Source organism: Marinobacter lutaoensis (assembly GCF_001981305.1).
Taxonomy (GTDB): domain Bacteria; phylum Pseudomonadota; class Gammaproteobacteria; order Pseudomonadales; family Oleiphilaceae; genus Marinobacter; species Marinobacter lutaoensis.
On the sequence record NZ_MSCW01000010.1, the window covers coordinates 1 to 14,130 of the forward strand.

The following is a 14,130-nucleotide window of genomic DNA, read 5'->3' on the forward strand; positions in this document are numbered from 1 at the left end:
CCTGGTTCGTAGCCAGGTACTCTATCCAGCTGAGCTACAGCCGCGCATTCATCACTCTTGCGTTGAGCGCTACCTCAACCGTTCTCACTTCCCCTGATCGGAAAATGGCGGAGAGGGAGGGATTCGAACCCTCGATACGCTAAACGCGTATGGTTCCTTAGCAGGGAACTGGTTTCAGCCACTCACCCACCTCTCCGTGAGAACGGGGCGTATACTACCATAATTTTTCAGTTTTCATAGGGTTGACACGAATTTTTTCGTTTCGGGTTGCCCGGATACAAAAAAGGCCGTTCGGGGTGTTCCTGAACGGCCTTCTTGGCATCAACGGTTGCCCGGTTCCGGCTCCTCGGAGCCCTTTTCCGACTGAATCCGTTGGTAGATTTCCTCGCGATGAACGGCCACATCCTTTGGGGCGTTAACCCCGATACGAACCTGGTTTCCCTTCACCCCCAACACGGTCACGGTGATGTCGTCACCGATCATCAGAGTTTCGCCAACACGGCGGGTCAAAATCAACATATCCCTTACTCCCTATCCAGAGCGTCTACTACCTGTTCCGACAAATGGTGTGTTTGTATATTTCTTATACTTTTTATTTTTATAATGAGATCACCGACAGCCAAAAGACGCACATTCCCTTATACCTGCGAATGCACGCCCCCGGCCAGCGGGCTCACAACCCCACAACAGACCTGCGGATTATCCGCACATCAGGCCTCTTCGGTCCCGTTCCTGTCCAGTTCAAATGCGCTGTGAAGCGCGCGAACGGCAAGTTCGAGATACTTCTCGTCGATCACCACCGAAATCTTGATTTCCGATGTGGAGATCATCTGAATGTTGATGCCCTCTTTCGACAAGGCCTCAAACATTTTCGTGGCCACGCCCGCGTGCGAACGCATGCCGACCCCCACGATGCTGACCTTGGCGATCTTGCTGTCGCCGACCACCTCACCGGCCGACAACTCGTCCGCCACGCCCTGGAGCACTTCCCGGGCACGCTTGAAGTCGTTGCGGTGCACCGTGAAGGTGAAGGCAGTCTTGTTGTCCTCGCCGACATTCTGGACGATCATGTCCACTTCAATGTTGGCATCACTGACCGGCTTGAGGATACGCAGGGCACTGCCCGGGGTATCCGGCACGCCGGAAATGGTCAGTTTGGCTTCATCGCGGTTAAAGGCAATGCCGGAGACGACCGGTTGTTCCATGGTGTCTTCATCCTCAAAAGTGATCAGAGTGCCCTCGCCCTCTTCGAAGCTCGACAGCACCCGTAAAGGAACATTGTACTTACCCGCAAACTCGACGGAGCGAATCTGGAGCACCTTGGAGCCCAGGCTCGCCATTTCCAGCATCTCCTCGAAGGTGATGCGCTCGAGGCGCCGGGCACTGTCCACCACCCGCGGGTCGGTGGTGTAGACACCGTCCACGTCGGTGTAGATCTGGCATTCGTCCGCCTTCAGGGCCGCCGCCAGCGCAACCGCCGTGGTATCGGAACCACCACGCCCCAGGGTGGTGATGTCCCCCTTCTCGTCGATCCCCTGGAACCCGGCCACCACCACCACGCGGCCAGCGTCCAGGTCCGCCCGCATGCGGTGCTCGTCGATGTGCTGGATACGGGCCTTGGTGTGACTGCTGTCGGTCAGGATGCGAACCTGGGAACCGGTGTAAGAACGCGCCTCGCAACCACGCTTATGCAGGGCCATGGCCAGCAACGCAATGGTCACCTGCTCGCCGGTGGACACCAGAACATCCATTTCCCGGGGGGTCGGTTCCTCCATGATTTCCTTGGCAAGCGAAATCAGGCGGTTGGTCTCCCCGCTCATCGCGGATACCACGACCACGATGTCATGACCTTCCTTGCGAAAACGGCACACCTTGTCGGCAACCGCCTCGATACGCTCAATGGTGCCTACCGAAGTACCACCAAATTTCTGAACCAACAGCGCCATGTCTTTGCCAAACTCCGAACCAGGGACTCGCAGCGGAGCCGACGGCTCCGCCAGTCAAAAGAAAACGGGCGGGATTATAAACCCCGGCCCGCTCCCGAAAACAGTTGCTCAAGCAATATTTTTCTCGACCCACTCAGGCACCCCGGCCAGCGCCTCCGCCAACCGGGACGGATCGCTGCCGCCCCCCTGAGCCATGTCCGGGCGACCACCGCCCTTACCATCCACCTGGGCCGCCAGGTGCTTCATGATGTCGCCGGCCTTGATCCGACTGGTCGCGGACTTGGTGACCCCAGCCACCAGGATAACCTTGCCTTCCTCTACCGTGGCCAACACCACCACACCCTCGCCCAGCTTGTTCTTGAGCTGGTCGGCGGTTTCCATCAGGGCCTTGCGATCGGCACCGTCGAGCTGTGCCGCCACCACTTTGAGACCGGCCACGTCCACCGCCGATGCCGCCAGATCGTTGCCCGCGGAACTGGCAAGCCGGGCCTTGAGGGTATCCACCTCCTTCTCCAGCTGGCGATTGCGGTCCAGCAACTGCTGAACCTTCTCCGCCAGAGTGTCCCGGGTGGCCTTCACCAGTTTCCCAGTTTCGCGCAGGGCCCGCTCGGTTTCCTCGACCCAGGCCAGCGCACCCAGGCCGGTAACCGCCTCGATCCGCCGTACGCCGGCGGAAATACCGCTCTCGGAGGTAATCCGGAACAGCCCGATGTCACCGGTACGGGCCACGTGAGTGCCTCCGCACAACTCGATCGAATAGTTGTCGGTGCCCATGGTCAGAACCCGCACGGTATCGCCATACTTCTCTCCGAACAGGGCCATGGCACCTTTCTCCCGGGCCGTGTCGATGTCGGTGATCTCGATCTGCACCGGCGTGTTGGCCAGCACCTGTTCGTTGACTTCACGCTCGATCTCCCGCAGCTGCTCGGGGGTCACCGCCTCGAAGTGGGAAAAGTCGAAGCGCAGCTTGTCCGGATCCACCAGCGAGCCCTTCTGGCTGACATGCTCGCCCAGCACCTTACGCAGCGCGGCATGAAGCAGGTGCGTGGCGGAGTGGTTACGCTTGATGCGCTCGCGGCGGGCATGATCAATGCGGGCATCCACTTCCAGACCCGGAAAGATCTCCCCTTCCAGAACGGTGCCGATATGCAGATGGTTGTCCCCTTCCTTGCGGGTATCGGTCACCTGAAAGCGCCCGCCACTCCAAGTCAGCAACCCGGTATCACCCACTTGGCCGCCGGATTCGGCGTAGAACGGGGTCCGCTCCAGCACCACCACGGCTTCGTCGCCAGCCTGAGCGTTACGCGCCTCGCCGTCCACCAGTACCGCCCGGATGGTCTCGTGGCCGTCGATGCGCTCGTAGCCGGTGAATTCGGTGCGGCCGTCCAGGGACAGCCCGGTGGCGTTGTAGTCGATGCTGAACTTGCTGGCGGCGCGGGCACGCTCACGCTGCTGCTCCATGGCCGCCTCGTAGCCCTCGTAATCCAGGGTCAACCCCCGCTCCCGGGCGATGTCGTTGGTCAGGTCCACCGGGAAGCCGTAGGTGTCGTAGAGGGTGAAAATGGTCTCGCCCGGGATCACCGTACCCTTGAGCTGGGCGATATCCTGCTCCAGCAGGCGCAGGCCCTTGTCCAGAGTCTTGGCGAACTGCTCCTCCTCCTGCAGCAGCACCTTCTCGATCTGCTTCTGGCTGCTGACCAGTTGCGGGTAGGCCTCCCCCATCAGTTTCACCAAAGCGTCGGTGAGCCGGTAGAAGAACGGCTCCCTGGCACCCAGCTTGTTGCCGTGCCGGGCCGCGCGGCGAATGATGCGGCGCAGGACGAAGCCCCGCCCCTCGTTGGACGGCATGACGCCGTCGGCGATGAGGAAGGCACAGGAGCGGATGTGGTCGGCCACCACCCGCAACGAGGCCTCGGTGGTGGGCACACCGCCCAGCACCTCGGAGGCGGCGTTCAGCAGGTCCTGGAATAGGTCGATCTCGTAGTTGCTGTGCACCCCCTGCAGCACCGCCGCGATCCGCTCGAGCCCCATGCCGGTGTCCACCGACGGCTTGGGCAGTTTCAGCATTTCGCCATCCGCGGTGCGGTTGTACTGCATGAACACCACGTTCCAGATTTCGATGTAGCGGTCACCGTCCTCATCCGGGCTGCCGGGCGGGCCACCCGCCACTTCCGGGCCGTGATCGTAGAAAATCTCGGTGCAGGGACCACAAGGGCCGGTATCGCCCATCTGCCAGAAGTTGTCGGAGGCGTAACGGGCGCCCTTGTTGTCACCGATCCGGACAATACGTTCGGCCGGAACACCGATCTCGTCCTTCCAGATGTTGTAGGCCTCGTCGTCCTCGGCATACACGGTGACCCAGAGTTTTTCCTGAGGCAGGTTCAGCCACTGCTCGCCGGTGAGGAAGGTCCAGGCGTAGTGGATGGCTTCGCGCTTGAAGTAGTCCCCGAAGCTGAAGTTGCCCAGCATTTCGAAGAAGGTATGGTGGCGGGCGGTATAGCCCACGTTTTCCAGGTCGTTGTGCTTGCCGCCGGCGCGCACGCATTTCTGGGACGTCGCGGCGCGGGTGTAGTCGCGCGTTTCCCGGCCCAGGAACACGTCCTTGAACTGATTCATGCCCGCGTTGGTGAACAGCAGGGTGGGATCATCGTGGGGCACCAGGGAGCTGCTCGGGACCACGGTGTGGCCCTGCTGGCGGAAATACTCGAGAAATGCTTGTCGCAACTCAGCGGTTTTCATAGACCTTTGATACCTTTCCAGAAACCCGACGGGAGTCGCCCTCGGGTCCGCAATTGAATACGAATACTTACACGGGGGTGCAAATCCGCTACTCTAGCACACGCCGAGAACAGGAAAAACGTGAAACCTCACAGGAGACGCCATGCCCCGACGCTTTCATGACGCCGAGGAACTCTTGCCCCCAGCCACCGTGTTCAAGCGCGCCCTGGCCATCGTCTACGACGGTCTGATCAGCATCGCCGTGCTGCTGGTGGCCACCTGGATCTACACCATGATCGCCGGCTCCCTGACCGGCTGGGACCGGTACGAACAACTGGCAGAAGCCGGCCGGCTGTCCGGTGACCCTGGCCTGACTTTCGTCCTGTTCCTGGTGCTTTACCTATTCTTCGCCTACTTCTGGACCCGCATCGGGCAGACGCTGGGCATGCAGGTCTGGCGCATCCGCATCGAGAACCTGGACGGCACGGCGGTCAGCTGGACCCAGGCACTGATCCGCTATGTCACCGCCTCCGCCGTGGTGTTCCTGGCGATGCTCGGCGGCTACTACCTTGGCGCCGCCACCCTGTTCATTTCCATCCCTGCGATCATCGCCCTGTTCCTGCCCATCAACGGCCTGTCGGTGACCGACCGGATGTCCAACAGCGTGGTGGTTCAGGTCCCCAAGCCCCCCAAGTCAGCCTGAAGGCACGGCGGGCTCAGCCGGCCCGCCGCATCAGCAGCGCCCCCGCCACCGCACTGATCGCAATCGGAATCAGCACCGCCAGCATGGGGTTGAAGCCATAGACCACGCTCATCGGCCCCAGCAGGTCCTGTAGATACTTGAACACCAGCCCGACCAGCAAGCCGGTGAACACCCGAAAGCCCATGGTAACCGAGCGCAGAGGTCCGAAGATGAAGGAAATGGCCACCAGGACCATCACCGCGGTTCCCAATGGCATCAGGGCCTTTTTCCAAAACGCCAGCCAGTAGGGGTCGGCATTCAGGCCCTGCTCGCCCAGGTAGGTGGCGTAGGTATACAGGCCGCTCATGGACAGGTCTTCGGGCTTGACGATCAGGACGCTCAGCACCTGGGGCGACAGGCCGGTGTCCCAGCGCAGCAGAGGGTGAGTTTCCAGGCGCGTGTGGTCCTGCTCAACCACCGTGGTCCGGACATTCTCCAGCAGCCAGTAGTCACGCTGGTAGATGGCCCGCTCGGCAAAACTGCTGGACAGCAGCCGCATGGCGTCATCGAACCGGAACAGGGACACGCCGTGCAACACACCGTTGGGCTGCACGGCGTTCAGGTGCATGAACACATTGCCTTCCCGGTGCCAGACCCCGTACCGGGAGGCCACGTTCTTGCCGGAGCCCAGCGCCACCGCCTTCTCGCTCTGGGCGTAACGCTCCGCCGGCGGCGCCACGTACTCACCCAGAATCACCCCCAGCAACACCACCACCAGAGCCGGTTTCATGGCAGACCAGACAATGCGCCGCAGGGAAACGCCGGCGGCGCGGATGACCGTCAGTTCCGAGGCGCTGGCCATGGCACCGAGGCCGATCAGGCAACCCATGAAGGCGCCCAGCGGCAGGTAATCATAGATTCGCCGGGGTAAGGTCAGAAACACATACCATAGAGCTTGCAGGGTCTGGTACTGATTGCGGGTGTCCTCGAGTTCGCCGATGAAGGCGAAGATCATGTCCAGGGACAACACCACCACCATCACCAGGAGGATGGCGCTGCCCACCGAGCGCATGACGTAACGATCAATCCGGCGCATGACCACCCTCCCGGATCAGGCGGCGCCGGCGCAGCCAGGCCGGCCCGAACTGCAGCCACAGCCCCAGTGCCAAGAACAGCGCGTGCACCCAGAGCATGCCCAGCCATTCCGGCACCTTGCCATCGGCCAGCGCATCCCGGCCGACAATCAGTAACCCCAGATAGGTGATGTAGACCAACATGGCCGGCAACAAATGGAAAAAACGCCCCTGGCGCGGATTGACCCGGCTCAGGCGCACCGCCAGCAGGGTCACGATGGGAACGATCAGCGGCAGCGACAGCCGCCAGTGCAACAGGGCCCGATCCCGGGGATCCTCCGAGGCCCACAGATCGGCGGTGGCGACGCCTTCCTCCAGATCCACCTGGCGGCCACTGCCGCTCTGGATCTTCAGCCCGTAGGCCCCGAACTCGGTAACCTGAAAATCCAGACGTCCGGGCGTGCCGTCGATGCGCGCGCCATTCTCCAGAATCAGAAAGCGGCTGCCGGTCTCCTCGTCGATCAGCTGGGAACCCGACTCCGCGGTAATGATGCTCAGACCCTCCTCCTGGTCTCCGTATTCGGCGATGAACACGCCCTGGAGCCGGCGCTTGTCATCACTGAGGGATTCCGTGTACGTGACCCGCCCGCCGGAGAGCAGATTCTGGAAACGCCCGGGCGCCAGCATTTCGAATTCCGTGGCCCGGGACTGCTCGGCCAGAATCGTCTCCACCTGTTTCATACCCCAGGGCGAGACGTAGAGGCTCATGGCGCCCACCACCAGCATCACCGGCAGACTGCCCAGCAGAGTCTTGGTCAGCAGCTGCCGATCGCTGACCCCGCAGGCCGACAGCACGGTCATCTCGCTTTCCAGATACATCCGGCCATACGCCAGCAGAATGCCGATGAACAGGCCCAGCGGCAGAATCAGTTCCAGGAACCCCGGAAAACGGTAGGCCATGATGGTCAGCAGAACGTCTGCCGAGATCCGGCCTTCCGCCGCGTTGCCCAGATACTTGAGAAAGCGGCCACTCATGAACACCAGCAGCAGGATGCCGGACACCGCAACCATGCTGGTCATGACCTGGCGGACGAGGTAACGGAAAATAATGCTCAAAACGGTCTCTCTGGCCGCATCGTTGGAAACGAATGGAGGAATCCGGAAACAGCGCGTATTCTATGTAACCTTCGCCCTGAATGACAGGGCCCGGGCATGACAATGCCGCCACCATCCGTCGGCGCTTGAATCCACCGGCCTCCACCCCAATGCTGAGGGGAAACGGGCGCCGGTTGCACACCGCCCGGCCGCATCCCAGTACAACCGACAGGAGTTGCCATGAACTTCAGCCTGAGCAGCAAAGCCATTGCCAGCAGCAAAGCCGATTGTCTCGTCGTCGCGGTTCCCGAGGCCGGGGACTGGCCCGAATCCACCCGCCAGGCGGACGCCGCGCTGGACGGGCTGATCACCCGCCTGCACAAGGCCGGAGACATCACCGGCAAAAACGCCAGCACCACCCTGGTGCCCCTGCTGGACGGGCAGCCCTGGGGCCGGCTCCTGGTGGTGGGCACCGGCAAGCCCGGTGACCGCTCCGCCGCCCACTTCCGCAAGGCCGTCACCGCCGCCGTGGGCGCGGTCAAGGACAGCCCCGCCAAAAGCCTGCTGCTGGCCCTGGCGGACACCGACCTCACCCGCGGCGACGAGGCATTCCGGTTGAACGCCATCGGCCGCCTCCTGGAAGAACAGCTCTACAGCTTCACAGAATTCAAGAGCGAGAAACCGGCCCCACGCACGCTCAAGAAAGTGGTGGTTCAGGCGTCCGGAACCGGCAAGGCGCTCAAGGAAGCCTTCAACCTCGGCCTGGCCACCGGCCGTGGCATGAATTACACCCGCGACCTGGGCAATACGCCCCCCAATGTCTGTCACCCGTCCTGGCTGGCCAGCCAGGCCCAGGCGCTGGCCAAGGCGCACGATTGCATCAAGACCGAGGTGCTGGATGAGAAACAGCTGGAAAAACTCGGCATGAACACCATCCTCGCCGTCGGCAAGGGCAGCAAGCAGCCGCCCCGCCTGATCGTGATGGAATATCGCGGCGGCAACGCCAAGGACAAACCCTACGTTCTGGTGGGCAAGGGCATCACCTTTGATACCGGCGGCATCAGCCTCAAGCCCGGCGAAGGCATGGATGAGATGAAATACGACATGGGCGGTGCCGCCAGCGTACTGGGCACCATGAAGGTGCTGGCGGAAACCCAGCCCCGGATCAACGTGATCGGCGTCATCGCCGCTGCGGAAAACATGCCCGATGGCGGCGCCTCCCGCCCGGGCGACATCGTCACGACGTTGTCCGGCCTGACCGTGGAAATCCTCAACACCGACGCCGAGGGCCGGCTGGTGTTGTGCGACGCCCTCACCTACGTCAAAAAATTCGACCCTGCCGCGGTGATCGACATCGCCACCCTCACTGGCGCCTGCATCATCGCCCTGGGCCACCACGCCTCCGGCCTGCTCGCCAACAGCGACGAGCTGGCCGAGGAGTTGCTGGCCGCCGGCGAACGCAGTGGCGACCGGGCCTGGCGCCTACCGCTCTGGGACGAATACCAGAGCCAGCTGGACAGCAACTTCGCCGACCTCGCCAACATCGGCGGCCGGCCGGCCGGCACCATCACCGCCGCCTGCTTCCTGTCCCGCTTCACCAAGGACTACCGCTGGGCGCACCTGGATGTTGCCGGCACCGCCTGGGTATCCGGCAAGGCCAAGGGCGCCACGGGCCGCCCGGTACCGCTGCTGGTGGACTACCTGATGTCCCACGCCGGGTGATGGCCGCCGCATCCTCCGGGACCGGCCAGGAGGCGCGCGACCGGCGCTACTGGTTCCACATCCTGGCCCGGCCCGCCCCCGAGGCCCGTCTCCAGCATGCGGTGAAACTCACCGAGAAGGCCTGGCGCCAGGGCGACCGGGTCGGTATTGCCTGCGACTCCAAGGAGCAGGCCCAGGCCCTGGACGACCTGCTGTGGTCGTTCAGCCCGGAGGCGTTCATCCCCCATGCCATCGTGCCGGAGACGACGACCTGCGCCGAGCCGGTCGGCCTGCTGTTGGGACCGCCGGCGGCGGCGGACTGGGATACCGTCATCGTGCTGTCCTCGGCTCTCCCCGCCGAAGCCGATCGTTTCCGCCGCCTGGCCCTGATCGCCCACAACGACCCGGCCATCCTGAACCAGGCCCGGAGCCACTACCGTCAACTGCGCTCCCTGGGCATCACGCCACAGGTCCACGACCAGAGAAAGCGGTGAACCCGCAAAGGTTCGCCGCACTCCGGTGACCATGTATAATCGGGCGTCCTGTTTTTCCTTGTGAATCCACCAAACGGTCACCAGTACACACCCATGGAAAAAACCTACCAGCCAGAAAAGATCGAGCACCAGTGGTACGAAAACTGGGAAGCCAACGGCTACTTCCGTCCCAGCGGTGAGGGCCAGTCCTACAGCATCGCCATTCCGCCGCCCAACGTGACCGGCAGTCTGCACATGGGCCATGCATTCCAGCACACCATCATGGATACGCTGATCCGGTACCGGCGCATGCAGGGCCGCAATACCCTGTGGACGGTCGGCACCGACCACGCCGGCATCGCCACCCAGATGGTGGTCGAACGCAAGCTGGCCGCCGAGGAAGGCAAGACCCGCCACGATCTCGGGCGCGAGGAATTCATCAAACGCATCTGGGACTGGAAAGAGCACTCCGGCGGCACCATCACCCGCCAGATGCGTCGCCTGGGCAACTCCGTGGACTGGGAGCACGAACGCTTCACCATGGACGATGGTTTTTACAAGGCGGTCCAGGAAGTGTTTATCCGCCTGTATGACGAGGGGCTGGTGTACCGGGGCAAGCGCCTGGTGAACTGGGACCCGAAACTGCACACCGCCATTTCCGACCTGGAAGTCGAGAATAAGGAAGAAAAGGGCTTTTTCTGGCACCTGCGCTACCCGCTCGCGGACGGCGCCAAGACCCAGGACGGCAAGGACTACCTGGTGGTCGCCACCACCCGTCCGGAAACTCTGCTGGGCGACACCGCGGTGGCGGTCCACCCGGACGATGAACGCTACCAGCACCTGATCGGCCAGTCCGTGATTCTGCCGCTGGTCAATCGCCGCATCCCGGTGGTGGCCGACACCCACGCCGACCCGGAAAAAGGCTCCGGCTGCGTCAAGATCACGCCGGCCCATGACTTCAACGACTATGCCGTGGGCAAACGCAACAACCTGCCCATGATCAACGTGATGACTCAGGATGCCACCATCCGTGCCGTCGCCGAGGTCTTCAACGCCGACGGCAGCGTCAACACCGAGATCGACGGCGCCCTGCCGACCGCCTATGCCGGCCTGAGCCGGGAGGACGCCCGGCAGCGGATCGTCGCCGACCTGGACGCGGCCGGCCTGCTGGAACGGGTCGAGGACCACGTGCTGAGCGTGCCCCGGGGCGACCGCTCCGGCCTGATCATCGAGCCCATGCTGACCGATCAGTGGTTCGTGGACGCCAAAACCCTGGCCAAGCCGGCCATTGAGGCGGTCGAGGACGGGCGCATCCGGTTCGTGCCCAAACAGTACGAGAACATGTACTTTGCCTGGATGCGCGACATCCAGGACTGGTGCATTTCCCGCCAGCTGTGGTGGGGGCACCGGATTCCGGCCTGGTACGACGCCGACGGCAACATCTACGTAGGCCGCGATGAAGCCGACGTGCGTGCCAAGTACCAGCTGGCCGAGGACCTGGTGCTGCGCCAGGACGACGACGTGCTGGACACCTGGTTCAGTTCCGCACTCTGGACCTTCGGCACGCTCGGCTGGCCGGAACAGACCGAGCGGCTGAAGACCTTCCATCCCACCGACGTGCTGGTCACCGGCTTCGACATCATCTTCTTTTGGGTGGCCCGGATGATCATGATGACCATGCACTTTGTGAAGGACGAGAATGGCACGCCGCAGGTGCCGTTCAAGACCGTGTACGTCACCGGACTGATCCGGGACGAGCACGGTGACAAAATGTCCAAGTCCAAGGGCAACGTGATCGACCCGCTGGATATGATCGACGGCATTTCCCTGGACGAGCTGCTGGAGAAACGCACCGGCAACCTGATGCAGCCCCAGCTGGCCGAAAAAATCGCCAAACGGACCCGCAAGGAATTCCCCGAGGGCATCGCCGCCCACGGCACCGATGCTCTGCGCTTCACCCTCGCCGCCATGGCCACCACCGGCCGCGACATCAACTGGGACATGAAGCGCCTGGAGGGCTACCGGAACTTCTGCAACAAGCTCTGGAACGCGGCCCGCTACGTTCTGATGAACACCGAAGGTGAGGACTGTGGCAGCCAGGGCGAGCCGGTGACCCTGTCCCTGGCGGACCGCTGGATCATCGGCGAGCTGCAGCACTGCGAGCAAGAGGTGATCCGTCACCTCGACCAGTTCCGTTTCGACCTGGCCGCCCAGGCCCTGTATGAGTTCATCTGGAACGAATACTGCGACTGGTACCTGGAACTGTCCAAGCCTGTCCTGAACGATGACACGGCCAGCGCCGAGGCCAAGCGGGGCACCCGCCGCACCCTGGTGCGGGTACTGGAGACCGTGCTGCGGCTGGCACACCCGATCATGCCATTCATTACCGAGGAAATCTGGCAGCGCGTTGCACCGCTGGCCGGCCGCCAGGGCCCGAGCCTGATGCTCCAGCCCTACCCGCAACCGAACCCCGAAGTCCAGGACGACGGCGCCCGCGCCGACATCGAGTGGCTCAAGGGGGTCATCGTCGCGGTGCGCAACATCCGGGGCGAAATGAACATCTCGCCGGGCAAACCCATCCCGGTGCTGCTCAGCAACGGCGATGCCGACGACCGTCGTCGGATGCAGGAGAACCGTCAGTACCTGATCTCCCTCGCCAAACTGGACAGCCTGGACTGGTTCGAGGGCGACAAGGCGCCCATGTCGGCCACCCAGCTGGTGGGAGACATGGAAGTACGGGTGCCGATGGCCGGGCTGATCGACAAGGAGGCCGAGCTCAAGCGCCTGGACAAGGAACTGGAGCGCCTGCGCAAAGAGATCGCCCGTCTCGAGGGCAAACTGGGCAACGAGAACTTCACCGCCAAGGCACCGGCCGACGTGGTGGAGAAGGAGCAGGCCAAACTGCGGGACGCCCAGAACAGCCTGGCACGCCTGAGCCAGCAACGGGCCGACATCGAGGCCATGTAAGGCCCATGATCGGGCTTCTGGGTGCCGGTGCTCTCGGGCGGCTCTGGGCCGCCCGACTGCCGGTCGGGCAAGTGGTCTACCTACCCCGACCAGGGCAACCGGCGCCCACGCTGGCCTACACCCTGGAAGTTCCCGGGGGGCAGAGCCTCCGCACCCGCGTGCCGGCACTCTCCACCCCCGGCGACCTGTCGCTGCTGCTGGTCACCACCAAGGCCGGCGATGCCCTTCCCGCACTCGACCACTGGCTGCCGCGGCTGGCCCCGTCCGTGCCCGTGGTGCTGTTCCAGAATGGCCTAGGCAGTCAGCAAGCCATAGCCGAGCGCCATGCCGACCGCCCCATCCTCGCCGCCAGTACCACCGAAGGCGCCAACCGGCCAACCCCGGACCGGGTGGTGCATGCCGGGCGCGGCGACACCTGGCTGGGTGCCCTGACCCCCGCCGCGCGGTGCCGGCTCGACGCCGTCGCGGCTCAGCTGGCAGCCGCCGGGCTGCGGCTGGAAACCACCGATGACATTCTGGAACGGCTCTGGTGGAAACTTGTGGTCAACGCCGGCATCAACCCATTCACCGCCCTGCTCGACTGCCCCAACGGTGCGCTTCTGCAGGCCCCGCTCTTTCTCGAACACATCGACCCCCTGTGCCGGGAGCTGGCCGCGCTGATGGCAGCCGAAGGCATTGGTCAGCCCCGTCCGGAGGCGCTGCGGGCACGCATCGAGGCAGTGGCCCGAAACACCGCCGCCAACACGTCGTCGATGCGCAGTGACGTGCGCCAGGGCCGACGTACCGAGATCGATTACATCAATGGCTATCTGGTCCGGGTCGGGCTCCGCCACGGCATCGCCACCCCGGTGAACCGGATGTTGACCGAAAAGGTCAGACAACTGACGTCAAATAGACAGGAATAGGAACACGTGATGGGCAACCGCCTCTCGAAAATCTATACCCGGACCGGCGACGACGGCTCCACCGGGCTCGCCGACGGCAACCGCATCGCCAAAAACGCCCAGCGGGTGGACGCCATGGGTACAGTGGACGAACTCAACTGCCACATCGGCCTGCTGATCGAACACCTGCCGGCGGACGACCCGCTGCTGGCATGCCTGCGCCGCATCCAGCATCATCTGTTCGACCTCGGCGGGGAGCTTGCCATTCCCGGCAGTCAGATCATCGGCGAGGCCCACATCCGCTGGCTTGAGCAGACCCTGGACGAGCACAACGCCGACCTGCCCCCGCTGAAAAACTTCATCCTGCCTGGAGGCTCGCCCGCGGCCGCCCAGTGCCATCTGGCGCGGGCGGTATGCCGGCGGGCGGAACGGGGGGTGGTGGCGCTCGGACACGAGGACCCCATCAACACCGCCTCGCGCCGCTATCTGAACCGACTGTCCGACCTGCTGTTTGTGCTGGCCCGGGTACTGGCGCGCCGTTCCGGGGCCCGGGAAATTCTCTGGGAACAACAAACATCCGGCCTCTAGGAC

At 63.5% G+C, this 14,130-nt stretch carries 11 protein-coding genes and 1 tRNA gene; 6 read left to right on the forward strand and 6 right to left on the reverse strand.

What is annotated here, in order from left to right; translation table 11 throughout:
- Positions 1-105: 105 nt before the first annotated feature.
- The 4 genes from BTO32_RS15625 to alaS form a co-directional block, all read right to left on the reverse strand.
- Positions 106-196: transfer RNA gene (locus BTO32_RS15625), tRNA-Ser, on the reverse strand.
- A gap of 125 nt (positions 197-321) precedes the next feature.
- Entirely contained in the window at positions 322-519 is a 198-nt protein-coding gene (gene csrA / locus BTO32_RS15630) for a carbon storage regulator CsrA (RefSeq protein ID WP_076725594.1), read from the reverse strand.
- Positions 520-710: 191 nt separating this feature from the next.
- Positions 711-1,946: an aspartate kinase gene (locus BTO32_RS15635; protein ID WP_076725595.1), complete on the reverse strand. Its 1,236-nt coding sequence runs from the start codon at positions 1,944-1,946 to the stop codon at positions 711-713.
- A gap of 108 nt (positions 1,947-2,054) precedes the next feature.
- A complete protein-coding gene (gene alaS, locus BTO32_RS15640) occupies positions 2,055-4,685 on the reverse strand; it encodes an alanine--tRNA ligase (RefSeq protein WP_076725596.1) in 2,631 nt (876 codons plus the stop codon).
- Positions 4,686-4,827: 142 nt separating this feature from the next.
- On the opposite strand from alaS, the gene BTO32_RS15645 reads away from it, so the two are divergent.
- Positions 4,828-5,367, forward strand: a complete 540-nt coding sequence (locus tag BTO32_RS15645) for an RDD family protein (protein ID WP_076725597.1) — start codon at positions 4,828-4,830, stop codon at positions 5,365-5,367.
- A 13-nt stretch (positions 5,368-5,380) separates the two neighbouring features.
- Here BTO32_RS15645 and lptG read toward each other — a convergent pair whose 3' ends face one another.
- Together lptG and lptF are read right to left on the reverse strand one after the other, a co-directional pair.
- A complete protein-coding gene (gene lptG / locus BTO32_RS15650) occupies positions 5,381-6,442 on the reverse strand; it encodes an LPS export ABC transporter permease LptG (protein ID WP_076725598.1) in 1,062 nt (353 codons plus the stop codon).
- On the reverse strand, positions 6,429-7,535 hold the full coding sequence (lptF, locus tag BTO32_RS15655; RefSeq protein WP_076725599.1) for an LPS export ABC transporter permease LptF: 1,107 nt from the start codon (positions 7,533-7,535) through the stop codon (positions 6,429-6,431). Before lptF ends, lptG begins: the two co-directional genes overlap by 14 nt.
- A gap of 219 nt (positions 7,536-7,754) precedes the next feature.
- Here lptF and BTO32_RS15660 point away from each other — a divergent pair, with 219 nt between their 5' ends.
- The 5 genes from BTO32_RS15660 to BTO32_RS15680 all read left to right on the forward strand — a co-directional run bounded on the left by BTO32_RS15660 (position 7,755) and on the right by BTO32_RS15680 (position 14,127).
- Entirely contained in the window at positions 7,755-9,236 is a 1,482-nt protein-coding gene (locus BTO32_RS15660) for a leucyl aminopeptidase (protein WP_076725600.1), read from the forward strand.
- Positions 9,236-9,709, forward strand: coding sequence for a DNA polymerase III subunit chi (locus BTO32_RS15665; RefSeq protein WP_076725601.1), 474 nt, complete (start codon positions 9,236-9,238; stop codon positions 9,707-9,709). The genes BTO32_RS15660 and BTO32_RS15665 overlap by 1 nt, the downstream gene beginning before the upstream one ends.
- Positions 9,710-9,802: 93 nt before the next feature.
- On the forward strand, positions 9,803-12,655 hold the full coding sequence (locus tag BTO32_RS15670) for a valine--tRNA ligase (protein ID WP_076725602.1): 2,853 nt from the start codon (positions 9,803-9,805) through the stop codon (positions 12,653-12,655).
- Between the two features lie 5 nt (positions 12,656-12,660).
- Positions 12,661-13,560 (forward strand): ketopantoate reductase family protein, encoded by a 900-nt coding sequence (locus BTO32_RS15675; RefSeq protein ID WP_076725603.1) that lies wholly within the window; start codon positions 12,661-12,663, stop codon positions 13,558-13,560.
- 9 nt (positions 13,561-13,569) lie between these two features.
- Positions 13,570-14,127, forward strand: a complete 558-nt coding sequence (locus BTO32_RS15680; RefSeq protein ID WP_076725604.1) for a cob(I)yrinic acid a,c-diamide adenosyltransferase — start codon at positions 13,570-13,572, stop codon at positions 14,125-14,127.
- Positions 14,128-14,130: the final 3 nt, after the last annotated feature.

Excerpts from the sequence above, each read along its gene's own strand:
- BTO32_RS15680 (WP_076725604.1), top strand. The coding sequence starts at position 13,570 with ATGGGCAACCGCCTCTCGAAAATCTATACCCGGACCGGCGACGACGGC.
- alaS (WP_076725596.1), bottom strand. The coding sequence starts at position 4,685 with ATGAAAACCGCTGAGTTGCGACAAGCATTTCTCGAGTATTTCCGCCAG.
- BTO32_RS15660 (WP_076725600.1), top strand. The coding sequence starts at position 7,755 with ATGAACTTCAGCCTGAGCAGCAAAGCCATTGCCAGCAGCAAAGCCGAT.
- csrA (WP_076725594.1), bottom strand. The coding sequence starts at position 519 with ATGTTGATTTTGACCCGCCGTGTTGGCGAAACTCTGATGATCGGTGAC.
- BTO32_RS15645 (WP_076725597.1), top strand. The coding sequence starts at position 4,828 with ATGCCCCGACGCTTTCATGACGCCGAGGAACTCTTGCCCCCAGCCACC.
- BTO32_RS15670 (WP_076725602.1), top strand. The coding sequence starts at position 9,803 with ATGGAAAAAACCTACCAGCCAGAAAAGATCGAGCACCAGTGGTACGAA.
- BTO32_RS15665 (WP_076725601.1), top strand. The coding sequence starts at position 9,236 with ATGGCCGCCGCATCCTCCGGGACCGGCCAGGAGGCGCGCGACCGGCGC.
- lptG (WP_076725598.1), bottom strand. The coding sequence starts at position 6,442 with ATGCGCCGGATTGATCGTTACGTCATGCGCTCGGTGGGCAGCGCCATC.
- BTO32_RS15635 (WP_076725595.1), bottom strand. The coding sequence starts at position 1,946 with ATGGCGCTGTTGGTTCAGAAATTTGGTGGTACTTCGGTAGGCACCATT.
- BTO32_RS15675 (WP_076725603.1), top strand. The coding sequence starts at position 12,661 with ATGATCGGGCTTCTGGGTGCCGGTGCTCTCGGGCGGCTCTGGGCCGCC.